Genomic DNA, 17,738 nt, shown 5'->3' on the forward strand with positions numbered 1-17,738 from the left:
CGGCAAAGCCGGGTTTGGTTAAGAAACCAGAGGCTTCATACGTGCTGATGCTCCATGGTTTCAACAGGCGTCAGGTCGTCCTCACGGAAAGCCTCACGCTTTACGCCGTACCCGTCGTACCAACGGCACTCCACCATGCCACTGGAATAACCCGTGACAATCATGCGTGGACCACCGTTCTTACGCCGGACTTCATCGCTGACCACATAAACCATAGCCGCCTCCGGCATTAAGGGTGAAAACCTCTAAAGGTATAGCCAATGGTCAGCGTTTTTTCCTGACTAAAGCGTTATTTTTCATCTCGAACTTAGTGTGAAGCGCTCCCGCGAAGGTGATTTATGCCGTTCACCACCAGCAACACAATACCGCCCGCGATAAAACCAAGCACCAGATTAACAAGTGTCGGGCCCACGAGCGCCACAACGCCACCAAACTGGCTCGCCCACTGCTCAATGCCGTGATGCAGCACCGGCACGCCGTGCACCAGGATACCGCCACCGACGAGGAACATCGCCAGCGTCCCGACGAACGTGAGGATCTTCATTAGCCAGGGAGCAAGAACAAGCAGCCCTTTCCCCACTGCCTGAGCCACCGCCGCACGTTTATCCGCCAGCCAGTATCCGAGGTCGTCAATTTTCACGATCATCCCGACCAGACCATATACACCGATGGTCACCAGAATCGCGATACCCGCCAGGATGAGCACCTGGTTCAGCAGCGGCGCTTCCGCCACTATGCCGAGCGTGATGGCGACGATTTCCGCCGAAAGAATAAAGTCCGTGCGCACCGCCCCTTTCACCTTATCTTTTTCAAAGGCCATCGGGTCCTGCGCGGCAATCTCCTCCAGCCTCGCCTGCTTTTCCTCCGCGCTTTCTTTGTGCTTTCTCGCCTGCAGGCTGTGCAGCACCTTTTCCACGCCTTCAAAACATAAAAATGCCCCGCCCACCATCAGCAGCGGCGTAATTGCCCACGGCGCAAACGCACTGATGACCAGCGCCAGCGGCACCAGGATAAGCTTATTGAGGAACGACCCTTTTGCCACGCTCCAGACCACGGGCAGTTCCCGATTCGCGCGCAGGCCAGAAACCTGCTGAGCATTCAGAGAGAGGTCATCGCCCAGTACGCCCGCCGTTTTTTTTGCCGCGAGTTTGCCCATAACGGAAATGTCGTCCAGCAGCGTGGCGATGTCGTCGAGCAAGGTGAGTAAGCTACTTCCAGCCAAAATATCTGTCCTTATTGATGTCGATACCCAAGAGTATGAAGCAAAAAACGCGTCGGGAAAAATCGCCGCCCTTGTCAATAAAAATTAACATTATATCAACAAGTATAATGCTCGCTATCCGCCCGCTTTTGGCGTTAACTGTCGGCCTGAAATTGGTGTCTGGTGAGGGATTATGCGAGCTCGTTCTGGTCAATTAGTGCCGCTGATAGCGGCGCTGTTTGCGTTGTACATTATCTGGGGTTCAACCTATTTGGCGCTGGCTATCGGGGTGAAAACCTGGCCGCCGTTCATCCTCGCCGGGACGCGATTCATGCTTGCTGGCTCACTGCTGATGGGCATTCTGCTGCTTCGCGGCCACAAGCTGCCAAAATTGCGCCCGACGCTTAATGCCGCCCTTATTGGCGTGCTTCTGTTGGCCGTGGGTAACGGCTGCGTCACGGTGGCCGAGCACCAGCATGTGCCTTCCGGCATTGCCGCCGTCATGGTTGCCACCGTGCCGCTGTTTACCCTCTGCTTCAGCCGCCTGTTTGGCATTAAAACGCGCAAGCTGGAGTGGCTCGGCATTGCCATTGGCCTCGCAGGGATTGTGCTGCTGAACAGCGGCGGCAATCTCAGCGGCAATCCCTCCGGCGCTGTTTTAATTTTAATTGGCTCCCTGAGCTGGGCGTTTGGGTCGGTTTACGGGTCACGCATCGAACTGCCCGAAGGCATGATGGCCGGCGCGGTGGAAATGCTGGCGGCCGGGATTGTCGCACTCAGCCTCGCGGCGCTCACTGGCGAACGGCTGACAACGATGCCGGACACCTCCGGCTGGCTGGCGCTGGGCTATCTCGCGCTGTTTGGCTCGATGATCTCCATCAGCGCCTACATGTACCTGATCCGCAACGTCTCTCCGGCAGTGGCCACCAGCTATGCCTACGTCAACCCGGTTGTGGCCGTGCTGCTGGGCACCACTTTTGCGGGGGAAAACCTGTCGGCGATTGAATGGCTGGCGCTGGGGATCATTATTTTTGCCGTGGTGCTGGTCACGCTGGGGAAATATCTGTTCCCGGCCAAACCGGTGGTTGAGGCATGTGAAGTGGAAAAATAACTAGTCGGCGGCCAGCCTGAACTGGCCGCTGTTGTTTTGCTGGTGAATGCCGGTCACGTTAATTTCCGCGCTGTACCCGCCGCTGCAAATCCACTCTTCTAAACGTTCACACAGCGCCCGATCGGGCATTTTCTCGCGGCCACGCAGCGCGCATTCCCAGACGATTAAAACCCGCCAGCCCTGCGCGAGCAAAAGCGCCGCGTCTCGCTTATCCCGAATAACATTACGGCCTATCTTTTCCAGCCAGAACTCGGTACGCGTGGCCGGGACTTTAAACAGATGGCAGTCGTGGTGATGCCAGAAACAGCCGTGGGTGAAGATAACGCAGCGGTATTCATCCACCACAAAGTCGGGTTTTCCTGGCAGGGCTGCATCCTGAACGCGAAAGCTAAACCCACATTCAGCCAGCAGCGCGGCAAGGCGTTTTTCAATGGCGGTGTCGCGCGTGGCAATCGCTCGCATGTTTTTACTGCGTATCGCTTTGCTGTGTACATCCGCCATTTCTTTCTCCGCTTAGCGCTTTTTCACCGCTTGTTTAATCACCGGCTCCAGCAGCTTTGCTACCGCTGCAAACGCGGGAACGACGACGGAGTTGCCAAACTGGCGGTAAGCCTGAGTATCGGATACGGGAATACGGAACGCTTTCCCCTTCGGCGCTTCAAACCCCATCAGCCTGGCGCACTCGCGCGGCGTCAGGCGGCGCGGCCTGTTCACCTGGTTATCAGCATGGTTAAAATCAGCCTCACCCAGCGCTTTGTCCCAGCCGCGATCGACCAGGATCTCCGCGCCATCTTTGAAATAACGGGCCGACAGCGTTCTCGCGACGCTTGCCGGATTCTTCGGGTCAACCAGACCGTACCCAAAGCCATTCCCCTTGGCCTGATGCTTCTTCGCATAGTTATAGAGGTATTTCCACAGCGTCGGGGTCAGCACATATTTCGCGTCAACCTCATCGTCCAGCAGTTCACCAAAGGTGGGGCGGCGAGCCGGATAAAAATCGCTCAGGGTTGTCAACGTCACCGCCGCATCCAGCTTCAGATCGCGGCGCGTGCCGACCAGCACAATGCGCTCGCGGTGCTGCGGCAGGAAGTTTTTACCGTCGACAATTTTCGGGTCGTCACGCCCGGAAACCGCGGCGTCGGCTACGTCGTAGCCCAGCTCGTCCAGCGTCTGCATGATTATGCGGAACGTATTGCCTTTGTCGTGGCTCTTGAGATTCTTAACGTTTTCCAGCACAAAAACCGGAGGACGTTTGGCGGCAATGATCCGCGCCACGTCAAAGAACAGCGTGCCCTGCGTTTCACAGGCAAAACCGTGCGCGCGCCCAAGGGCATTTTTCTTCGAGACGCCCGCCAGCGAAAACGGCTGGCAGGGGAAACCCGCCAGCAGCACATCATGATCGGGCAGCGTGGCCTGAATGTGCGCCGTCGCCTGCTCGTCCGTGACGTCGCCCCGGTTGCTGAGCGTCACATCGCGGATATCTTCATTGAACTGATGCTCTGCCGGGTCGCAGTACCAGTTCGCTTTATAAGTCTTCACGGCGTATTTGTTCCATTCGCTGGTAAACACGCACTGGCCGCCGATAGCCTCAAAACCGCTGCGGATCCCGCCTATCCCGGCAAACAGGTCAATAAAACGAAAAGCATAACGTCCGTGATGCGCCGGCGGCGACGGCAGCATACTTTGCAGCATCTGAACTTCAACTTCGGTTAAGCCCCGTGGCGCAGACTTGCCGTTATACCAGCGGTTCAGGGACTCACGCGTCCAGTCACCTCCCACCTGTCGCAGGCGCAGAGCGACGGTTTTTTGATCGTAGATTTCCAGTAACCGGCTGACCAGCGCGTGATCTTCTTCTTGCTGAGTTTGTTTATGGCGCTGTGCCTGAAGGGAGAGGTGTTCTGCTATCGCGTCAAGATCGTTCATCGTGAACCAAAAATGGGAAAAGGGAGTGAAACTGTATCACTGATTTGACCCAGAAAGAATGGAAACAGCCCGCAGAAATGCGGGCCGGAAGGATTAAGCCTGTGATTTAAAACGCTGCAGCACCTGCTCGTCCACCTGCAGGTAGTCGCCTTTCAGCTCGGCGCACAGCTTCGCCATATAGCCGACGAGGAAATCCGCATTGTGACGCGCCAGTGCACGCCCGGCTTCGGTTTGCATTGACTCCGGCAGGCGCAGAAGCTTTTTCTGGAAATGGTCCACCGAATACTCCGTATCGTCCAGCTCACGGCGATCGGCCAGCGGATCGTCGCTGTCGAACAGCGAACGCCCTAGCGCACCGGAGACATAAAACACCCGCGCCAGGCCTATCGCCCCCAGCGATTCCAGCCTGTCCGCATCCTGCACCACTTTCGCTTCCAGCGTCTGCGGCGCTATAGCCGCGCTAAAACTGTGGGCCCGCACCGCATGGGCTACCGCGTCATACAGCTCGCGTGGGAAGTCCGGGAAATGTGTTTCCAGAATGCGCAGCGTTTCCTGCGCGGCCTGTGTTGAAGCCAGATGGCGCTCCGGGTGATTCTTTGGCAGGTTAACGATGTCGTGGAAGTAGCAGGCGGTCAGCACCACCAGCCTGTCCGCCTCCGTCCCTTCCATAATATGCTGGGCGGTTTTCCATACGCGCCGAAAATGCGCCACGTCATGGGCTTTGTCGTCCTGCGCCCAGTTATCAATCAGATACTGCTCAAACTGCTGCTGCCAGCGGGCAATCGGCATACACGTACTCCCCTTCTCGTGAAAAGCGCCAGTCTGAGTATAACCAGATTTATGACAGGATTATGACCTCTTCGCGGAGCACATCCACCACGGCCTGTGCCGTAGCCGCGGCCAGCAGCTTCTCACGGAAGGATTCATGCATAAGTCGCCGGGCTAAAACTGAGAAAATCCGCATATGTTGTGCCTGCTCCTGCTCACTGAGCGTCAACATAATCACCAGCTGTACCGCCACGTCCCCTCCCCAGTCCAGCGGGTCTGCCAGCCGCAGTACGGATATACTGCTGCGGGAAATCGCGGCGGACTTGCAGTGCGGAATGGCGATGGAAAAGCCCAGCGCGGTGGTAAAGACCGCCTCACGCTGCCAGATAGCCTGCTCGGCAAGCGTCGCGGAGACAGCCCGCCCCTGAACCTCAAGATTGTCCGTCAGCCGCTTAATCACCTCGTGCTTGCCATGAAGCTTTTCATCCAGAAACACCAGGGCCGGGCTAAACATGCCTTCTTCTTCACTTGCGACCACAGCAGCAAATTTTTTGCACTCCAGTTCATACCAGCGCAGCGCCACATCATCGGGTCTTGCCAGCACAAAACCATGTCCGGCGCCCAGCAAATATGTCCCCTCTCCTACGGCAAATAGTGGCTTCGTCGAAGCCAGGCACAATAGCGGCGTCGAAAGCGCACAAGCAAGTATTGCGGTATGAGACGTTTCACCGCCTGTCGGCATCACAATCCCCCGCAGAGATGGCCCTTGTAGCATGAGCAACTGCCCCGGCGTCAGCACGCCATCGCTAATCACCAGCGTGTCTTCGTCCAGCTGCGGCAGCCCCAGCCGCAGGTCACCGGTCAGTTCGGCCGCAATTCGCAGGCCTAAATCAAAAACATCCAGCTCCCGCTGACGCAGATATTCACTGTCGCTTTGCCGGAAAGGCTCCCGCAGTACGTCCACCGCTTTTGCCAGCGCGGCCAGCGTATTACGGGCGTCATGCTCGTCCAGCAGGCACTCTGCAACGGTTTCATCGTCCAGCAACTGACTTTGCGCATCCAGAATCTGCGCCGCCTCACCCGCTTGCTGGCCGATCTCTTCCCGTAAACGCTGCCGTGCTGCCTGCAGCGCGACAATCAGCCGCTGTTGCTGCAGGGGAAAAGGTTCCTCATCGTGCCGCAGCGCCAGCACGTTAAGATCGATCTGCTCAACAAAAACGGCCTTTGCCAGCGCCGCCCCCGGACTAACGCCCTTACCTTGCCAAACTGGGGATGCACTTCGGGAAAGAAACACCGGCAGCGGTTGCTCTTCTTCAACGGCAACCGCCAGCGGCGAGTCACTCTGCGCGAACTCATGCTCAATAAAATGGCCAAGCGCCTGCCAGGCCGCCTGCTCGTCCGGGCCTTCAATCAGCAGCTGGCATTCATCGCCAGCGGCAACATCCGCCCCCACCAGCGCCAGCACGCTCTTAGCATCACCCTGGCGTGACTTAGTCTGGTTCACTAACGTCACCGCGGAAACAAAGCGTGAAGCTTGCCGCTCAAGTGCGCTGGCCGGCCTGGCATGAAGCCCGTTCACCAGCGGGCAACGAAATAAAAATGTCTGCATGTTGATAGCCCCTTATTCAAATGAGCGAATGAGCCAGGAAACCGGCGTACCTGCTTCGACAGTGTCCGTTGGCGTGGCAGGTATTTCCGCCAGCGTGATCTGCTGCGGCGTAGCGTTTACTGCAGGGGGAAGGTTTTCCAGCACCGTCAGGCCTGGGTTCCAGCCTCGGAGCACCAACGCCTCTTCGTTTTGCGCTTTTTTCAGGGTGCTGAAATGCAGGGCACTCTCCCAGCTCAATACGCTGAAGTGCGGCGGGAAGATTTTTCCGTGGGGATTAGTGCGAAAACGAGACCAGCCAGAGTCCAGGTAGCCCAAAGCCGGGGTGCGCCATTGCTCGATGGCCCGCCAGAACGCTAGGCTTTGCCCGTCGTTCATCGGCATGACGGCAAAATGAAACGCGTGGCGACCGGGTATTTGTGATTCCGGGGCTGGCAGCACCATGCCCGATGCCCGTCCGGGCCGCCATTCCAACGCGGGCCGCCCGAGCCAGCCCACGCTGCGGAACAGGGTAATAGCCAGCGTATCCGGCTGCCCGACGGGGATCTCGTACTCCCGCAGCCCGGCGGTCACCACACCAAGGCCACGCCGTGCCTGATGCATCATCACCAGGCTCTGCATTGGCCACAGCGAAGCAGGCGTTTCCGTCCAGTTTTCCTGCTGCCAGATCTCAAGCGCACGAGGGACATTTTCGCGCTCGATCAGGCCAAAAGGTTGATCGGCAAAATGGGTGGTCTGATGTACGCCGGTTGGTAGCTCAACCTGCAAACGGTGGTCACGCAGCGTGTTGTTCACTTCGACGTCAACATCCAGCCAGGCGCTATCGTGCGGCAGGGAAATCGTCATCACTGCGTCCAGCCGCGCATCCAGCCGCCTGGCCTGGCGTGCCTCCGCATCAACCGGCGCAGGCATATGCAGCGTTAGCTTCAGGGTGTCTTTGAGCACACCCCGCGTAAGGATGGCCTGCTGCAGGCAGCATTCGCTGCTAATCTTCCAGTCAACCGCCGGTGGCGAATAGTTATAGTTGTCCCCCGCGTCTTCGCCGTCGACCAGCCGCAGGATGTGCGGGTAAACTTCGCCCGTGCGTTTATCTGTCAGCGTAAGCTCTCCCGCTTTATGCTCCAGTCGTAGCCAGGCATTTTCCAGGCAATCGCTCTGCCTCGCTGGGATCTCAAACCCAGCGGCTTCTCCTTCCTGCAGGTAAAAAGTTTTATAGCCGCAGGCCGGTAGCGCCCTCGCCTCCAGCAAAATATGACATTTACGATACCAGGTTGTTGTGGTGCTGTTGGACAGCTCCTGCACCACCAGCGACATGTCCTGCGGCTCTTCATGCAGCAGCTGCCAGCGGCACGGATTACCCTCGCCATCCACGATGCGAAAGTCCTCTTCCGGGGTATAAAGCGTGAGACTCACCTGCGTATCGCGCCGTGCGGGCAGCGGGTTAAAGACCACGATTTTTTTCCCGTGCTGGTTCGCCTCAATCCCTTCCGCAAGCATTTTCATGTTCAGGTCAAACAGCTGTTCGGCACTCTCTTTGCCGGACTGCAAACGCCCCTTCACCATCTGGTTGACCCGGTCTGAATTGCAGCCGCCAATGCTGTCATGAGCGTGAGATTTCATTGCCTCCCGCCAAATGTGCTCCACCGCCTGTTGCGGATAAGACAACCCCAGCCGCCAGTTGACCGCCAGCAAGGGCTCCAGCGTCTGGCTGACAAACTGTTCCAGCGAGACATTGAGCTGCTTGATATCCATTCGGGTAGAGAAAATGCCGCGATGAATACGCATGTATTTGGGGCTGAGCAGCTCGCCGCGCAAAACAGGCAGCTTGTGCTCGTCGCTCCGCAGAGCGGCGAAGAAATCGCTGAAGCTGCTTCGCCTGAAATGGTACTCACTCTGGCTGGTATTCAGTTTTTCCAGCGCAGCAGGTACCGCATATTCGAACGGCGACTGATCGTTGCCGTTGGGGAGCAGGAGGTGATTCGTGGCGGAAAAACGCGCCTGCTTTTCCAGAATCGGCGGTAATTTTTCAACCAGTTCCTGCGAAGCCGTGGGCAGCCACTTTGCGCAGCCGTAGCCCCAGGGGAGCACGGCGGTGAGCACCTGCTGCCCGCCCTGCGCCTGCCAGTTAAACTCACTGGTCGGCACATCATGCTCGCTCCACCCACGCCAGAGCACCGCGCTGTCGATAGCGAACTCGCGAAGAAACATCGGTAGCTGCGCGCTTTGCCCGAATGAGTCAGGCACATAGCCCACCGGCATATAGCTGCCCCAGGCTTTACAATCCGCCAGCCCAAGCAGCAAATTGCGGGTGATTGACTCCGCACCGACGACCAGGAAATCGCTCTGCGTGTACCACGGGCCAATCAGTACCCGCCCGTCGGTAATTAATTTTTGCAGGCGTGCCCGGTGCTCTGACGCCACCTGTAAAAAATCCTCCAGCATCACCGTTTGGCCATCTAAAATAAACGGACCCAGCGCTTCGTCCTGCTCCAGCCGGGTGATTAAATCCAGCATGAAATAATAGAGCACGACTTTTGAGTCGTTCTCGGTGAAATACCACTCTCTGTCCCAGTGCGTGTGCTGAATTAAATGCACAGTCTTCATAACATCACCTTATTAACGTCTAAGGATAAATATTTAAGGCGTAGCTATCCCCGGCATGAAATACCGTGAAAGCACAACTCATACAGCCTGAAATAAATTAACCGGGCGGCTAGCGCCCTACTTTAAATTTAGGCACGGCTGTCGAAGGTTTATTTTCAACGACAGTTTCACCCCGAAACACTAATAACGACCCCACAGCGATAATCCCCGCCCCGACGGCAATAGACAGCACATAAATGGGCCATTGATCTACCGCCAGCCAGCCGTAAAAGCCCGAAATCGGCGCATGGTTTACCGCACCCAGGCCGACGGCCAATGCGGCCCCGGTGGCAGAACCCACCACGTTGATGATGATAATTTTGGGGTTTGCCAGCGCGAAAGGAATGGCCCCTTCAGATACGCCAATCAGGCCCATCAGCGTCGAAGCCTTGCCCGCCTCTCGCAGCGAAGCCGGGAAACGCTTAGCCCAAATGAGCGTTGCAACCCCGAGGCCAATCGGTGGGACGATAATCGCCACCTGTGCGGCAGTGTTGGGATCGTAAATCCCGGAAGCTAGCAGCGCCATCGCGGTGGTCACCGCCGCCTTGTTCACCGGGCCGCCCAGATCAAAACCCACCATTCCGCCCACAACGGCGGCCAGGATGATTTTGTTCGTCCCGGACATCGCCAGCAGCCAGCTTTCCATCCCGTGATTCAGCGCAGCGAGCGGGCCGCCGATAATAAACGCCATCACCATGCAGGTCAGCAGCGTGCCGCCCACCGGCAGGATAAAAATAGGGCCAGCCGAGGCCAGCGCAGCAGGCAGTTTGATCCAGGCTGCCAGCGCCCGCACGATATAACCCGCGACAAAACCGGCGGCGAGCGCCCCAAGAAACCCGGTTCCCAGACTGCTGGCCAATAGTCCCCCCACCATCCCCGGCGCCAGGCCTGGCTTATTGGCGATAGCAAAGCTGATATACCCGGCGACCACCGGCAGCATCAGCGACAGCGCCAGGCCACCAAACCCGTCGAATTTATGCAGCATCTGCACAATGATGCTCGCCGCCTGGGCGTGGCTGGCATCCCAGATATTATCAATGCCGTAGAGCGAAGCGCCGATGCGCGCAATGCCCATGATCACCGCCCCGGCGATGACAAACGGCAGCATCCACGACACCCCGGTCATAATGGCATTTTTGACTTCTTTGCCGGTCGACATCCCCGCCTCTGCCCTGAATTTAGCCATTTGCTATCTCCGCCTCTATCGCCTCAAATACGGCCTCGCCAAACTTGATAGGATCGGCCACGCTGCACTCTAGTTTCATCATGCCGTCAAAACGTTCTTTGCCGGTAATCGCCACATCAGCGGCAAGAATAACCGCGTCGGCCCGTGCAAGATCGTCAGCGGTAATTTCGTTTTCAACGCCCATGCTGCCCTGAGTTTCGACTTTCACCTCATGGCCGCGCTGTTGGCCAACCAGGGCCAGCGCTTCCGCAGCCATGTAGGTATGGGCGACGCCCGTAGGGCAAGCTGCAACACAAACGATATACATAACAACTCCTTATCTGGCTGAAGAATGGCAATAAAAAAAGCACAATGGCTGAAAAGCGCATTGTGCTTTGGGGACGAACAACGGCCAGCATCGCGGCGTCTCCGGCATCACCACCGGCGTGAAGACACATCATCAGCTGATGCAGGCTGGAAATACGGCACAAGAACGAGAGTTCATAGCGTTTGCGAACGGCCAGGCGGTGCGGGCGTGCAACGCTATGCCCTCTTTTTAATGACGGAGAATGTGAATAGCGAAGCGAATGATATAGAGTCTCTGCGCTGCACCATAGCCGGGACCAGTTCACGACACAGGCGTTATCGAGAGAATCAAAATAAACGGCGTCGTCTTTTTCTAGTTCACTCACGCTATTAAACCAGCAGCTATTATTCAGCCAAACGCGCGCCTTGTTGCCAAGCATCAGCAACATAAAGCGAAAAAGCGTTATGACCCGAACAATATAAACGCGCATAGTTTCCCCCATTAACCTTCCCGCAGTGTAGACAGTTCGAAAAATAACAAACGTGACTTTACGCACAGTTATGTAAACACGAAAAACCCTCTTTTTATAATGGGTAAATGGCATTGAAATACACACAAAAAATTAAATGATGTCAGGGAAGAGAATGAAATAAATAGGCTGAGGCCAACGAAGAGTTTTAAAGCGGGAAAGTATACATCCTGAGCCACGCAAATGCAGGTGGCTCATCGGGCAATCGGCATACACGTACTCCCCTTCTCGTGAAAAGTGCCAGTCTGAGTATAACCAGATTTATGACAAGACTATGACATCTGTCGGTGAGCGTGCTCAGATGGCGGGTTTACAGCGGCAATGGCAGACGCCATTAAGCGAGAGCAAATAAAGCCAATAACACGCGTAACGCTTATTTATTTTAATACCTTAATTCTTTTAATTAAGGGGATTTAAGAGGCGCCAGCATACCCTTTGTGTTTAATTATCCGGCGGCTTATCAATGTTTATTGATGGACAGCCGTACACCAAACAAACAGAGGGTTTTTAAACCATGAAAAAATCAATGGCCGCATGCGCGATTCTTGCCGCTTTAGGCGTATTTTCCTCGACGGCTTTTGCCGAAGAGCGGCAGTGGGATGAGATGAGTAAATCAACGATGACAGTATCACCCACGATCGTCAAAAGCAGTGATCTATCTATCCACATCGAAGATGCCAACGATATAACCGGCAATTTGGGGCCCAACCAACCTCTATTTACCATAAAGATTAATGCATCTGCTGATGCAAAGATTGCCATGGGTACACCCGGGGCCGCCCGCGGTACAGTATTACGTGCTGGAGGATTGTTGATGACAACAGGAGATACCGGAGCCTGGCTTACTGGCAAAATTCCCGAAGAGTATAGAGATGCTCTGACGAGAGATTCCGCATATTTCTTTACCGGTGTTAACCAAAAAGATTCCCTTAGCGAAGTACTGCTATTAGAAGGTCAGGATCAGTACGCTATCAACATTGTTACTGATGACGACCAAACTGTAGACACCTACATCAAGCCGGGGAATTATACCTTCGATCTCCTTGCTCAAGCATATACAGAATAGTTTCTGTACCGATATTTATCTGGTCTTTATTTTTTAATCTTTAGGTGATCCCATGATTCGTCCATATTCAGTTTTTCTAGGGGCCTTAGCACTGACATGTGCATTTAACGCCTCAGCACTCCCAACATTTACTGGCCCTATTGCAACTGCAAGTGCAAATATAAAAGTCACTCAGAGCAGTCAAATAGACCTGATTGCCGACTTGGTAGCTGATACTCTCCCAGACAATACAGCTGAACTGGTTGGCAAGCATTTATTTAGGATTTCGCTTACCTCTGCTGATAAAAACATAAAAATTGCGCTAGCTGGTGATATGGATACAGTTATTGATGGTAACGGTCTTGTTCACAGTTCGGTAAAAGATAATGGAACTAAGCTCATAGGTGTGATTGAGGATAGTTTTAAAGATCAAGTCACGTCTGATTCATCGTTTATTCCACCAACTGCCAATCAGTCGGCAGACGCTGCCGCGTTACTGTTAACGGGTGAAGACATGTACAGGATTTATTTCAAAGCGGCTGACGTCGAACAAAATATTGCGGCAGGAGCATACGATTTTAACTTCGTTGCCCAGGCCTATACGGATTAATTAAGTCCTGGTCACAGCATAAGAGACATATCCAGAATATGTCTCTTATGCTTATAAACAGCAACTATATCACAGTACGAACAAGCGCTTAGCGCAGCCGGTTGTCGCGAACGCGAACGGGATAAGCACGCGGCCTTGTGTACCACGCTATCCAGCCCAGCACCGCCGCCACCGAGCCAAGCACCAGCAACCCCATCAGCGCGCCGAGAAGTTTGCCGCTGAAGGTGCCTAAATCGCCGCTGGTTACCCCGCTGACGACCCAAAAATAACGCACCATCGCCCAAACGATGTACAAACAAAAAGCATAGAACAGCCACAGCGCAATTTTGCCGCCGGGGCTGCGAGTTGGTTTCGCATCCATAACGTTCGACCTAACTTTTCAACTGAAACAAAAACGGGTTGTCGACGGCAGTTCCCCTGCCGCCTGAATGTGATTTTTATCACACTAACGGATTAGACGAACCGCTATAAGCGTTAAATTTTGTTTCAAATCAAAGTCTGCTCGGCATAAATCGGCTTTGCCAGTGGGGTTTGATTTAGCTTAAGGAAAATTCTTAATCGCGGTGAGGCCTCTCGATGGAGGTTTATTTATGTTCTCTGCGCCTTTTATCCCACTTTTCTTTCAACATCTTCGGGAGTGTTCTTCAGCCTGGTGGTTATTCCGTTCACCCATAGATCTGTTTTCCCTGCATGTTCAGAGCACGGTGAACGTGTCAGGGAGATAACGCCATCCCCCGAACAGCCTCGGCACCCGGCGAGCTCATCGCCGCTGAAGCGGTAAACCCACCGGCTATCACCCAAACATTCGGGGTTGTTGAGAAAGAACCGGGAACACTTATTCCCCTCACCCCGGCCCTCTCCCCAAAGGGAGAGGGAGAAAACAAAAGCTGCGGGAAACATTGTTTATTCCCTCTCCCTTCCAGGGAGAGGGTTAGGGTGAGGGTAAGAAGCGACGCTGCGTTTTAAGTCAGCGCTAAACATAAAGCGAGGCACGGTTCCGGCTTAAATCGCCTCCGTTTTCTCTCCGACTGGCCAGGGTCCGGCCGTCGGGAACGGCCGAAGAGACGTTCACATGTACAGTAACCACATAAAGAACAGAGCGGGAAGTGAACGGAACCTTAACAGAACCCACACAAACCCAGGTATTTGTGACTAAGTGGCAGTTTCTTGCTTAGAGAAAAAACAACTCAGGAAGAGAGATAAAAATACCCTTTATTCCCTTCCCTCAATATTTCCTCTCTGAAATATAAACGAACGAATTTAATTTCCATTACCGGGTTGACAATAGTACTGCCCATGGGTAGATTTCACGGGCCGAAGTTGCGGCCTTTCCTAACCTGACATAAGAGACTAATGGATACTGAATTTAGTAGCTGCCCGAACATGGCCTTAATGGCGGTTCGGGAAAGTAAACATGAAATCGATTGTGATCACTTCTTCGTTTTGGTGTGTCTCGCCGGAGCCTGATGCTCTCGTGTTGTCCCACCTCGACCAGGGTTTTCACGGTCCCGAGGTGTGTTATGAACTTCAAATCTACCCTTTTTCCTGGTGTCAAAACAGTGACATCAACGCTGCGTGTCCGGCCGCCTCGCGATCGGGTGTTGTCCGCACGTAAAAAACAGTCAAACTCAATTTTCTCTTCGAAAATCAGTGAGTTGAATCAACGCATCACCAACTGGCGTGTCAGTCCTGTCACCGGCCAGCTGGAGCGTCGTTGCAGCTTCTCTGATGGCGAAGACCCACAAAGTCGACCCTTCGTAGCCTGATTCAGCCGTTACGCTGTCGGGTGCGTCTGCGCGCTATGCCGCAGTCCGCTTCCGTGCGCCACGCTGAGTTACGTCACTGTTGGTACCTGTTTATTCGCTGATGCCTTCTGGCATATTTTTCAGCAGGAACAAACACGTCCCAAGAAAAGAAAATATAAATTTCTCACCTGTTTATTTTTAATAAATAAATAGCGAGAAACCCTGTGCGAAATTAATTTAAAACCGATCGTTCATACGACATCGGGCTATTTTCGGCCGCCCTTAATCTGGCGTTTACCCTAAAGAGCCTGCTGCCGTCCGGCGACAGGAGCACCACCATGACTGTACAAACCAAGAACCGTAATAAAAAAAGCACGCTGTCTATGCGTGCCGCCCAGGAAGCCAAAAACGGCATCGCAGAAACCCTGGTCAACCTGAACACCACCCGGGAAGGGCTGCAGGAAGCCCACGCCAGCGCCCGGCTGGAGCGGGATGGCCTGAACGAAGTTGCCCATGACAAGCCGCCTCACGCGCTGGTTCAGCTGCTGATGGCATTTAACAACCCGTTTATCTACGTGCTCGGTATTCTCGCCGGGATCAGCTTCTTTACCGATTACTGGCTGCCCACCAGCCACGGCGAAGACGGCGACCTGACGACGGTGATTATCATCGGCACCATGGTGGCACTCAGCGGCCTGGTGCGTTTCTGGCAGGAACACCGCTCGGCGAAATCTGCCGAGGCGCTGAAAGCAATGGTTCGCACCACCGCGACGGTTGTGCGTCGTGAACACGCGGGGCAAAAAGGAACCCCGCGTGAAATCCCGATGCGTGAACTGGTCGTGGGCGATATCGTGCAGCTCTATGCGGGGGATATGATCCCGGCAGACGTGCGCCTCATTGAGTCCCGGGATCTATTCATCAGCCAGGCCGTGCTGACCGGTGAAGCGCTGCCGATTGAGAAATACGACACCCTGGGCGACGTGGCACAAAAGTCCGCGCACGATAAGGCGATCGACAGCGAAAACCTGCTGGATATCCCGAACATCTGCTTTATGGGCACCAACGTGGTGAGCGGCACCGCACAGGCTGTGGTGGTTGCAACCGGGCCACGCACTTACTTTGGCTCACTGGCCAAAGCGATTGTCGGGAGCCGCGCGCAAACGGCCTTCGACCGCGGTGTGAACAGCGTCAGCTGGCTGCTGATCCGCTTTATGCTGGTGATGGTGCCGGTGGTGTTCCTGATTAACGGCCTGCTGAAAGGCGAGTGGTGGGATGCCCTGCTGTTTGCCCTGGCGGTGGCCGTGGGGCTGACTCCGGAAATGCTGCCGATGATCGTCAGCGCCAACCTCGCCAAAGGCGCGGTGGCGATGGCGAAGCGTAAAGTCGTGGTTAAGCGCCTGAACGCTATCCAGAACCTGGGCGCAATGGACGTGCTGTGCACCGACAAAACCGGGACGCTGACGCAGGATAAGATCATCCTCGAGCACCACGTAGGCACCAACGGCCAGAAAAACGAGTCCGTGCTGGGGCTGGCCTGGCTTAACAGCTATCACCAAAGCGGCATCAAAAACCTGATGGATCAGGCGGTCATTTACTTCTCTGACAATGAGCCGAACTTCGTCAAACCGCAGGGCTACAGCAAAGTCGACGAGATGCCGTTTGATTTTGTCCGCCGCCGCCTGTCGATTGTGGTGAAGGATAGCCAGAGCAACCACCTGCTGGTGTGCAAAGGCGCCGTGGAAGAGATGCTTAGCATTGCCACCCACATGGAAGAGAACGGCAAGGTTGTCGCGCTGGATAATCAGCGTCGTGACGCCATGCTGGCAATGACCAATGACTACAACAAGGATGGTTTCCGCGTCCTGGTAGTGGCCACTCGCGACATCCCTAAAGCCGAGGCGAAAAAACAGTACGGTACCGACGATGAGCACGACCTGATTATCCGCGGCTTTCTCACCTTCCTCGATCCACCGAAGGAGAGCGCAGGCCCGGCAATTGCTGCCCTGATGGACATTGGCGTGGCGGTGAAAGTGCTGACCGGCGATAACGCCATCGTCACCACCCGCATTTGCCGCCAGGTCGGGCTGGAGCCGGGCGAGCCGGTACTCGGCCCGCAGATTGAGCAACTGAGCGATGCCTCTCTTCAACAACTGGTGGAAGAGCGCACCGTGTTTGCCAAGCTGACCCCGCTGCAGAAGTCTCGCGTGCTGAAAGCGCTGCAGGCCAACGGCCATACCGTGGGCTTCCTGGGCGACGGAATTAACGATGCCCCTGCCCTGCGCGATGCCGACGTCGGTATCTCGGTTGACAGCGGTACCGATATCGCCAAGGAATCCGCCGATATCATCCTGCTGGAAAAGAGCCTGATGGTGCTGGAAGAAGGCGTGATCAAAGGCCGCGAGACTTTTGGCAACATCATGAAGTACCTGAACATGACCGCCAGCTCCAACTTCGGCAACGTGTTCTCGGTGCTGGTCGCCAGCGCATTCATCCCGTTCCTGCCGATGCTTGCGATCCAGCTGTTGCTGCAAAACCTGATGTACGACATCTCCCAGCTCGCGCTGCCGTGGGACAAAACGGACAAAGAGTTCCTGAGCAAGCCGCGCAAGTGGGATGCCAAAAACATTGGCCGCTTTATGGTCTGGATTGGCCCGACGTCGTCCATTTTTGACATGACCACCTTCGCGCTGATGTGGTTTGTGTTCAGCGCCAACAGCGAGCACATGCAGACGCTGTTCCAGTCCGGCTGGTTCGTTGAAGGCCTGCTGTCGCAGACGCTGGTGGTACACATGCTGCGTACCCAGAAAATTCCGTTCATTCAGAGCACCGCCGCCTGGCCGGTGATGATGATGACCGGGCTGGTTATGGCGATTGGGATTTACGTCCCGTTCTCTCCGCTCGGGCCGTTGGTTGGGCTGCAGGCGCTGCCGTGGCAGTACTTCCCGTGGCTGGTGGCGACCCTGCTCGCCTACTGCTGCGTGGCTCAGGGCATGAAAACGTTCTACATGCGTCGCTTCAAGCAGTGGCACTAATTCTGCGTTAAGTACGGTAATTCGGTGCCGCTTCGGCGGCACCTTTCAGGCAA

Annotated in this window: 15 protein-coding genes; 5 read left to right on the forward strand and 10 right to left on the reverse strand. The window is 55.3% G+C overall.

Annotation, left to right across the window (positions count from 1 at the left end; translation table 11 throughout):
• Positions 1 to 35: 35 nt before the first annotated feature.
• Positions 36 to 215 (reverse strand): YodC family protein, encoded by a 180-nt coding sequence (locus LH23_RS19505; protein WP_039294786.1) that lies wholly within the window; start codon positions 213 to 215, stop codon positions 36 to 38.
• A 92-nt stretch (positions 216 to 307) separates the two neighbouring features.
• Entirely contained in the window at positions 308 to 1,222 is a 915-nt protein-coding gene (locus LH23_RS19510; RefSeq protein WP_039294790.1) for a DUF808 domain-containing protein, read from the reverse strand.
• 172 nt (positions 1,223 to 1,394) lie between these two features.
• Between LH23_RS19510 and yedA the strand changes: the two genes are divergently transcribed.
• Positions 1,395 to 2,312, forward strand: a complete 918-nt coding sequence (gene yedA, locus LH23_RS19515; RefSeq protein ID WP_039294793.1) for a drug/metabolite exporter YedA — start codon at positions 1,395 to 1,397, stop codon at positions 2,310 to 2,312.
• On the opposite strand, the gene LH23_RS19520 is transcribed toward yedA, so the two are convergent.
• The 7 genes from LH23_RS19520 to LH23_RS19550 all read right to left on the reverse strand — a co-directional run bounded on the left by LH23_RS19520 (position 2,313) and on the right by LH23_RS19550 (position 10,745).
• Entirely contained in the window at positions 2,313 to 2,813 is a 501-nt protein-coding gene (locus LH23_RS19520) for a very short patch repair endonuclease (protein ID WP_039294796.1), read from the reverse strand.
• A 12-nt stretch (positions 2,814 to 2,825) separates the two neighbouring features.
• Complete coding sequence (locus tag LH23_RS19525) at positions 2,826 to 4,235, reverse strand: DNA cytosine methyltransferase (protein WP_039294799.1); 1,410 nt, start codon at positions 4,233 to 4,235, stop codon at positions 2,826 to 2,828.
• Between the two features lie 93 nt (positions 4,236 to 4,328).
• Positions 4,329 to 5,024: a phosphohydrolase gene (locus tag LH23_RS19530; RefSeq protein WP_039294802.1), complete on the reverse strand. Its 696-nt coding sequence runs from the start codon at positions 5,022 to 5,024 to the stop codon at positions 4,329 to 4,331.
• Positions 5,025 to 5,073: 49 nt separating this feature from the next.
• Positions 5,074 to 6,612: an HPr family phosphocarrier protein gene (locus LH23_RS19535; RefSeq protein WP_039294805.1), complete on the reverse strand. Its 1,539-nt coding sequence runs from the start codon at positions 6,610 to 6,612 to the stop codon at positions 5,074 to 5,076.
• Between the two features lie 12 nt (positions 6,613 to 6,624).
• Positions 6,625 to 9,213: a glycoside hydrolase family 38 C-terminal domain-containing protein gene (locus tag LH23_RS19540; RefSeq protein ID WP_039294808.1), complete on the reverse strand. Its 2,589-nt coding sequence runs from the start codon at positions 9,211 to 9,213 to the stop codon at positions 6,625 to 6,627.
• 109 nt (positions 9,214 to 9,322) lie between these two features.
• Positions 9,323 to 10,438 (reverse strand): PTS fructose transporter subunit IIC, encoded by a 1,116-nt coding sequence (locus tag LH23_RS19545; RefSeq protein WP_039294811.1) that lies wholly within the window; start codon positions 10,436 to 10,438, stop codon positions 9,323 to 9,325.
• Entirely contained in the window at positions 10,431 to 10,745 is a 315-nt protein-coding gene (locus LH23_RS19550) for a PTS fructose transporter subunit IIB (RefSeq protein ID WP_039294815.1), read from the reverse strand. The genes LH23_RS19545 and LH23_RS19550 overlap by 8 nt, the downstream gene beginning before the upstream one ends.
• A 1,022-nt stretch (positions 10,746 to 11,767) precedes the next feature.
• Here LH23_RS19550 and LH23_RS19555 point away from each other — a divergent pair.
• Both LH23_RS19555 and LH23_RS19560 read left to right on the forward strand, forming a co-directional pair.
• A complete protein-coding gene (locus LH23_RS19555) occupies positions 11,768 to 12,319 on the forward strand; it encodes a hypothetical protein (protein ID WP_039294818.1) in 552 nt (183 codons plus the stop codon).
• Between the two features lie 52 nt (positions 12,320 to 12,371).
• A complete protein-coding gene (locus LH23_RS19560) occupies positions 12,372 to 12,908 on the forward strand; it encodes a hypothetical protein (protein WP_039294821.1) in 537 nt (178 codons plus the stop codon).
• An 88-nt stretch (positions 12,909 to 12,996) separates the two neighbouring features.
• Here LH23_RS19560 and drpB read toward each other — a convergent pair whose 3' ends face one another.
• Positions 12,997 to 13,269: a cell division protein DrpB gene (gene drpB / locus LH23_RS19565; protein ID WP_039294824.1), complete on the reverse strand. Its 273-nt coding sequence runs from the start codon at positions 13,267 to 13,269 to the stop codon at positions 12,997 to 12,999.
• Positions 13,270 to 14,428: 1,159 nt separating this feature from the next.
• Here drpB and LH23_RS23650 point away from each other — a divergent pair.
• Complete coding sequence (locus LH23_RS23650; RefSeq protein WP_071530494.1) at positions 14,429 to 14,674, forward strand: hypothetical protein; 246 nt, start codon at positions 14,429 to 14,431, stop codon at positions 14,672 to 14,674.
• Positions 14,675 to 14,991: 317 nt separating this feature from the next.
• The gene (mgtA, locus tag LH23_RS19570) at positions 14,992 to 17,685 is read left to right on the forward strand and encodes a magnesium-translocating P-type ATPase (protein ID WP_039294828.1); all 2,694 of its coding nucleotides are present in this window, start codon (positions 14,992 to 14,994) and stop codon (positions 17,683 to 17,685) included.
• The last annotated feature ends 53 nt before the right edge of the window (positions 17,686 to 17,738 follow it).

Source organism: Cedecea neteri, assembly GCF_000758305.1.
Taxonomy (GTDB): Bacteria; Pseudomonadota; Gammaproteobacteria; order Enterobacterales; family Enterobacteriaceae; genus Cedecea; species Cedecea neteri_C.

Excerpts from the sequence above, each read along its gene's own strand:
- LH23_RS23650 (WP_071530494.1), top strand. The coding sequence starts at position 14,429 with ATGAACTTCAAATCTACCCTTTTTCCTGGTGTCAAAACAGTGACATCA.
- mgtA (WP_039294828.1), top strand. The coding sequence starts at position 14,992 with ATGACTGTACAAACCAAGAACCGTAATAAAAAAAGCACGCTGTCTATG.
- LH23_RS19535 (WP_039294805.1), bottom strand. The coding sequence starts at position 6,612 with ATGCAGACATTTTTATTTCGTTGCCCGCTGGTGAACGGGCTTCATGCC.
- LH23_RS19525 (WP_039294799.1), bottom strand. The coding sequence starts at position 4,235 with ATGAACGATCTTGACGCGATAGCAGAACACCTCTCCCTTCAGGCACAG.
- drpB (WP_039294824.1), bottom strand. The coding sequence starts at position 13,269 with ATGGATGCGAAACCAACTCGCAGCCCCGGCGGCAAAATTGCGCTGTGG.
- LH23_RS19550 (WP_039294815.1), bottom strand. The coding sequence starts at position 10,745 with ATGTATATCGTTTGTGTTGCAGCTTGCCCTACGGGCGTCGCCCATACC.
- LH23_RS19530 (WP_039294802.1), bottom strand. The coding sequence starts at position 5,024 with ATGCCGATTGCCCGCTGGCAGCAGCAGTTTGAGCAGTATCTGATTGAT.
- LH23_RS19505 (WP_039294786.1), bottom strand. The coding sequence starts at position 215 with ATGGTTTATGTGGTCAGCGATGAAGTCCGGCGTAAGAACGGTGGTCCA.
- LH23_RS19540 (WP_039294808.1), bottom strand. The coding sequence starts at position 9,213 with ATGAAGACTGTGCATTTAATTCAGCACACGCACTGGGACAGAGAGTGG.
- LH23_RS19545 (WP_039294811.1), bottom strand. The coding sequence starts at position 10,438 with ATGGCTAAATTCAGGGCAGAGGCGGGGATGTCGACCGGCAAAGAAGTC.
- yedA (WP_039294793.1), top strand. The coding sequence starts at position 1,395 with ATGCGAGCTCGTTCTGGTCAATTAGTGCCGCTGATAGCGGCGCTGTTT.
- LH23_RS19560 (WP_039294821.1), top strand. The coding sequence starts at position 12,372 with ATGATTCGTCCATATTCAGTTTTTCTAGGGGCCTTAGCACTGACATGT.
- LH23_RS19555 (WP_039294818.1), top strand. The coding sequence starts at position 11,768 with ATGAAAAAATCAATGGCCGCATGCGCGATTCTTGCCGCTTTAGGCGTA.
- LH23_RS19520 (WP_039294796.1), bottom strand. The coding sequence starts at position 2,813 with ATGGCGGATGTACACAGCAAAGCGATACGCAGTAAAAACATGCGAGCG.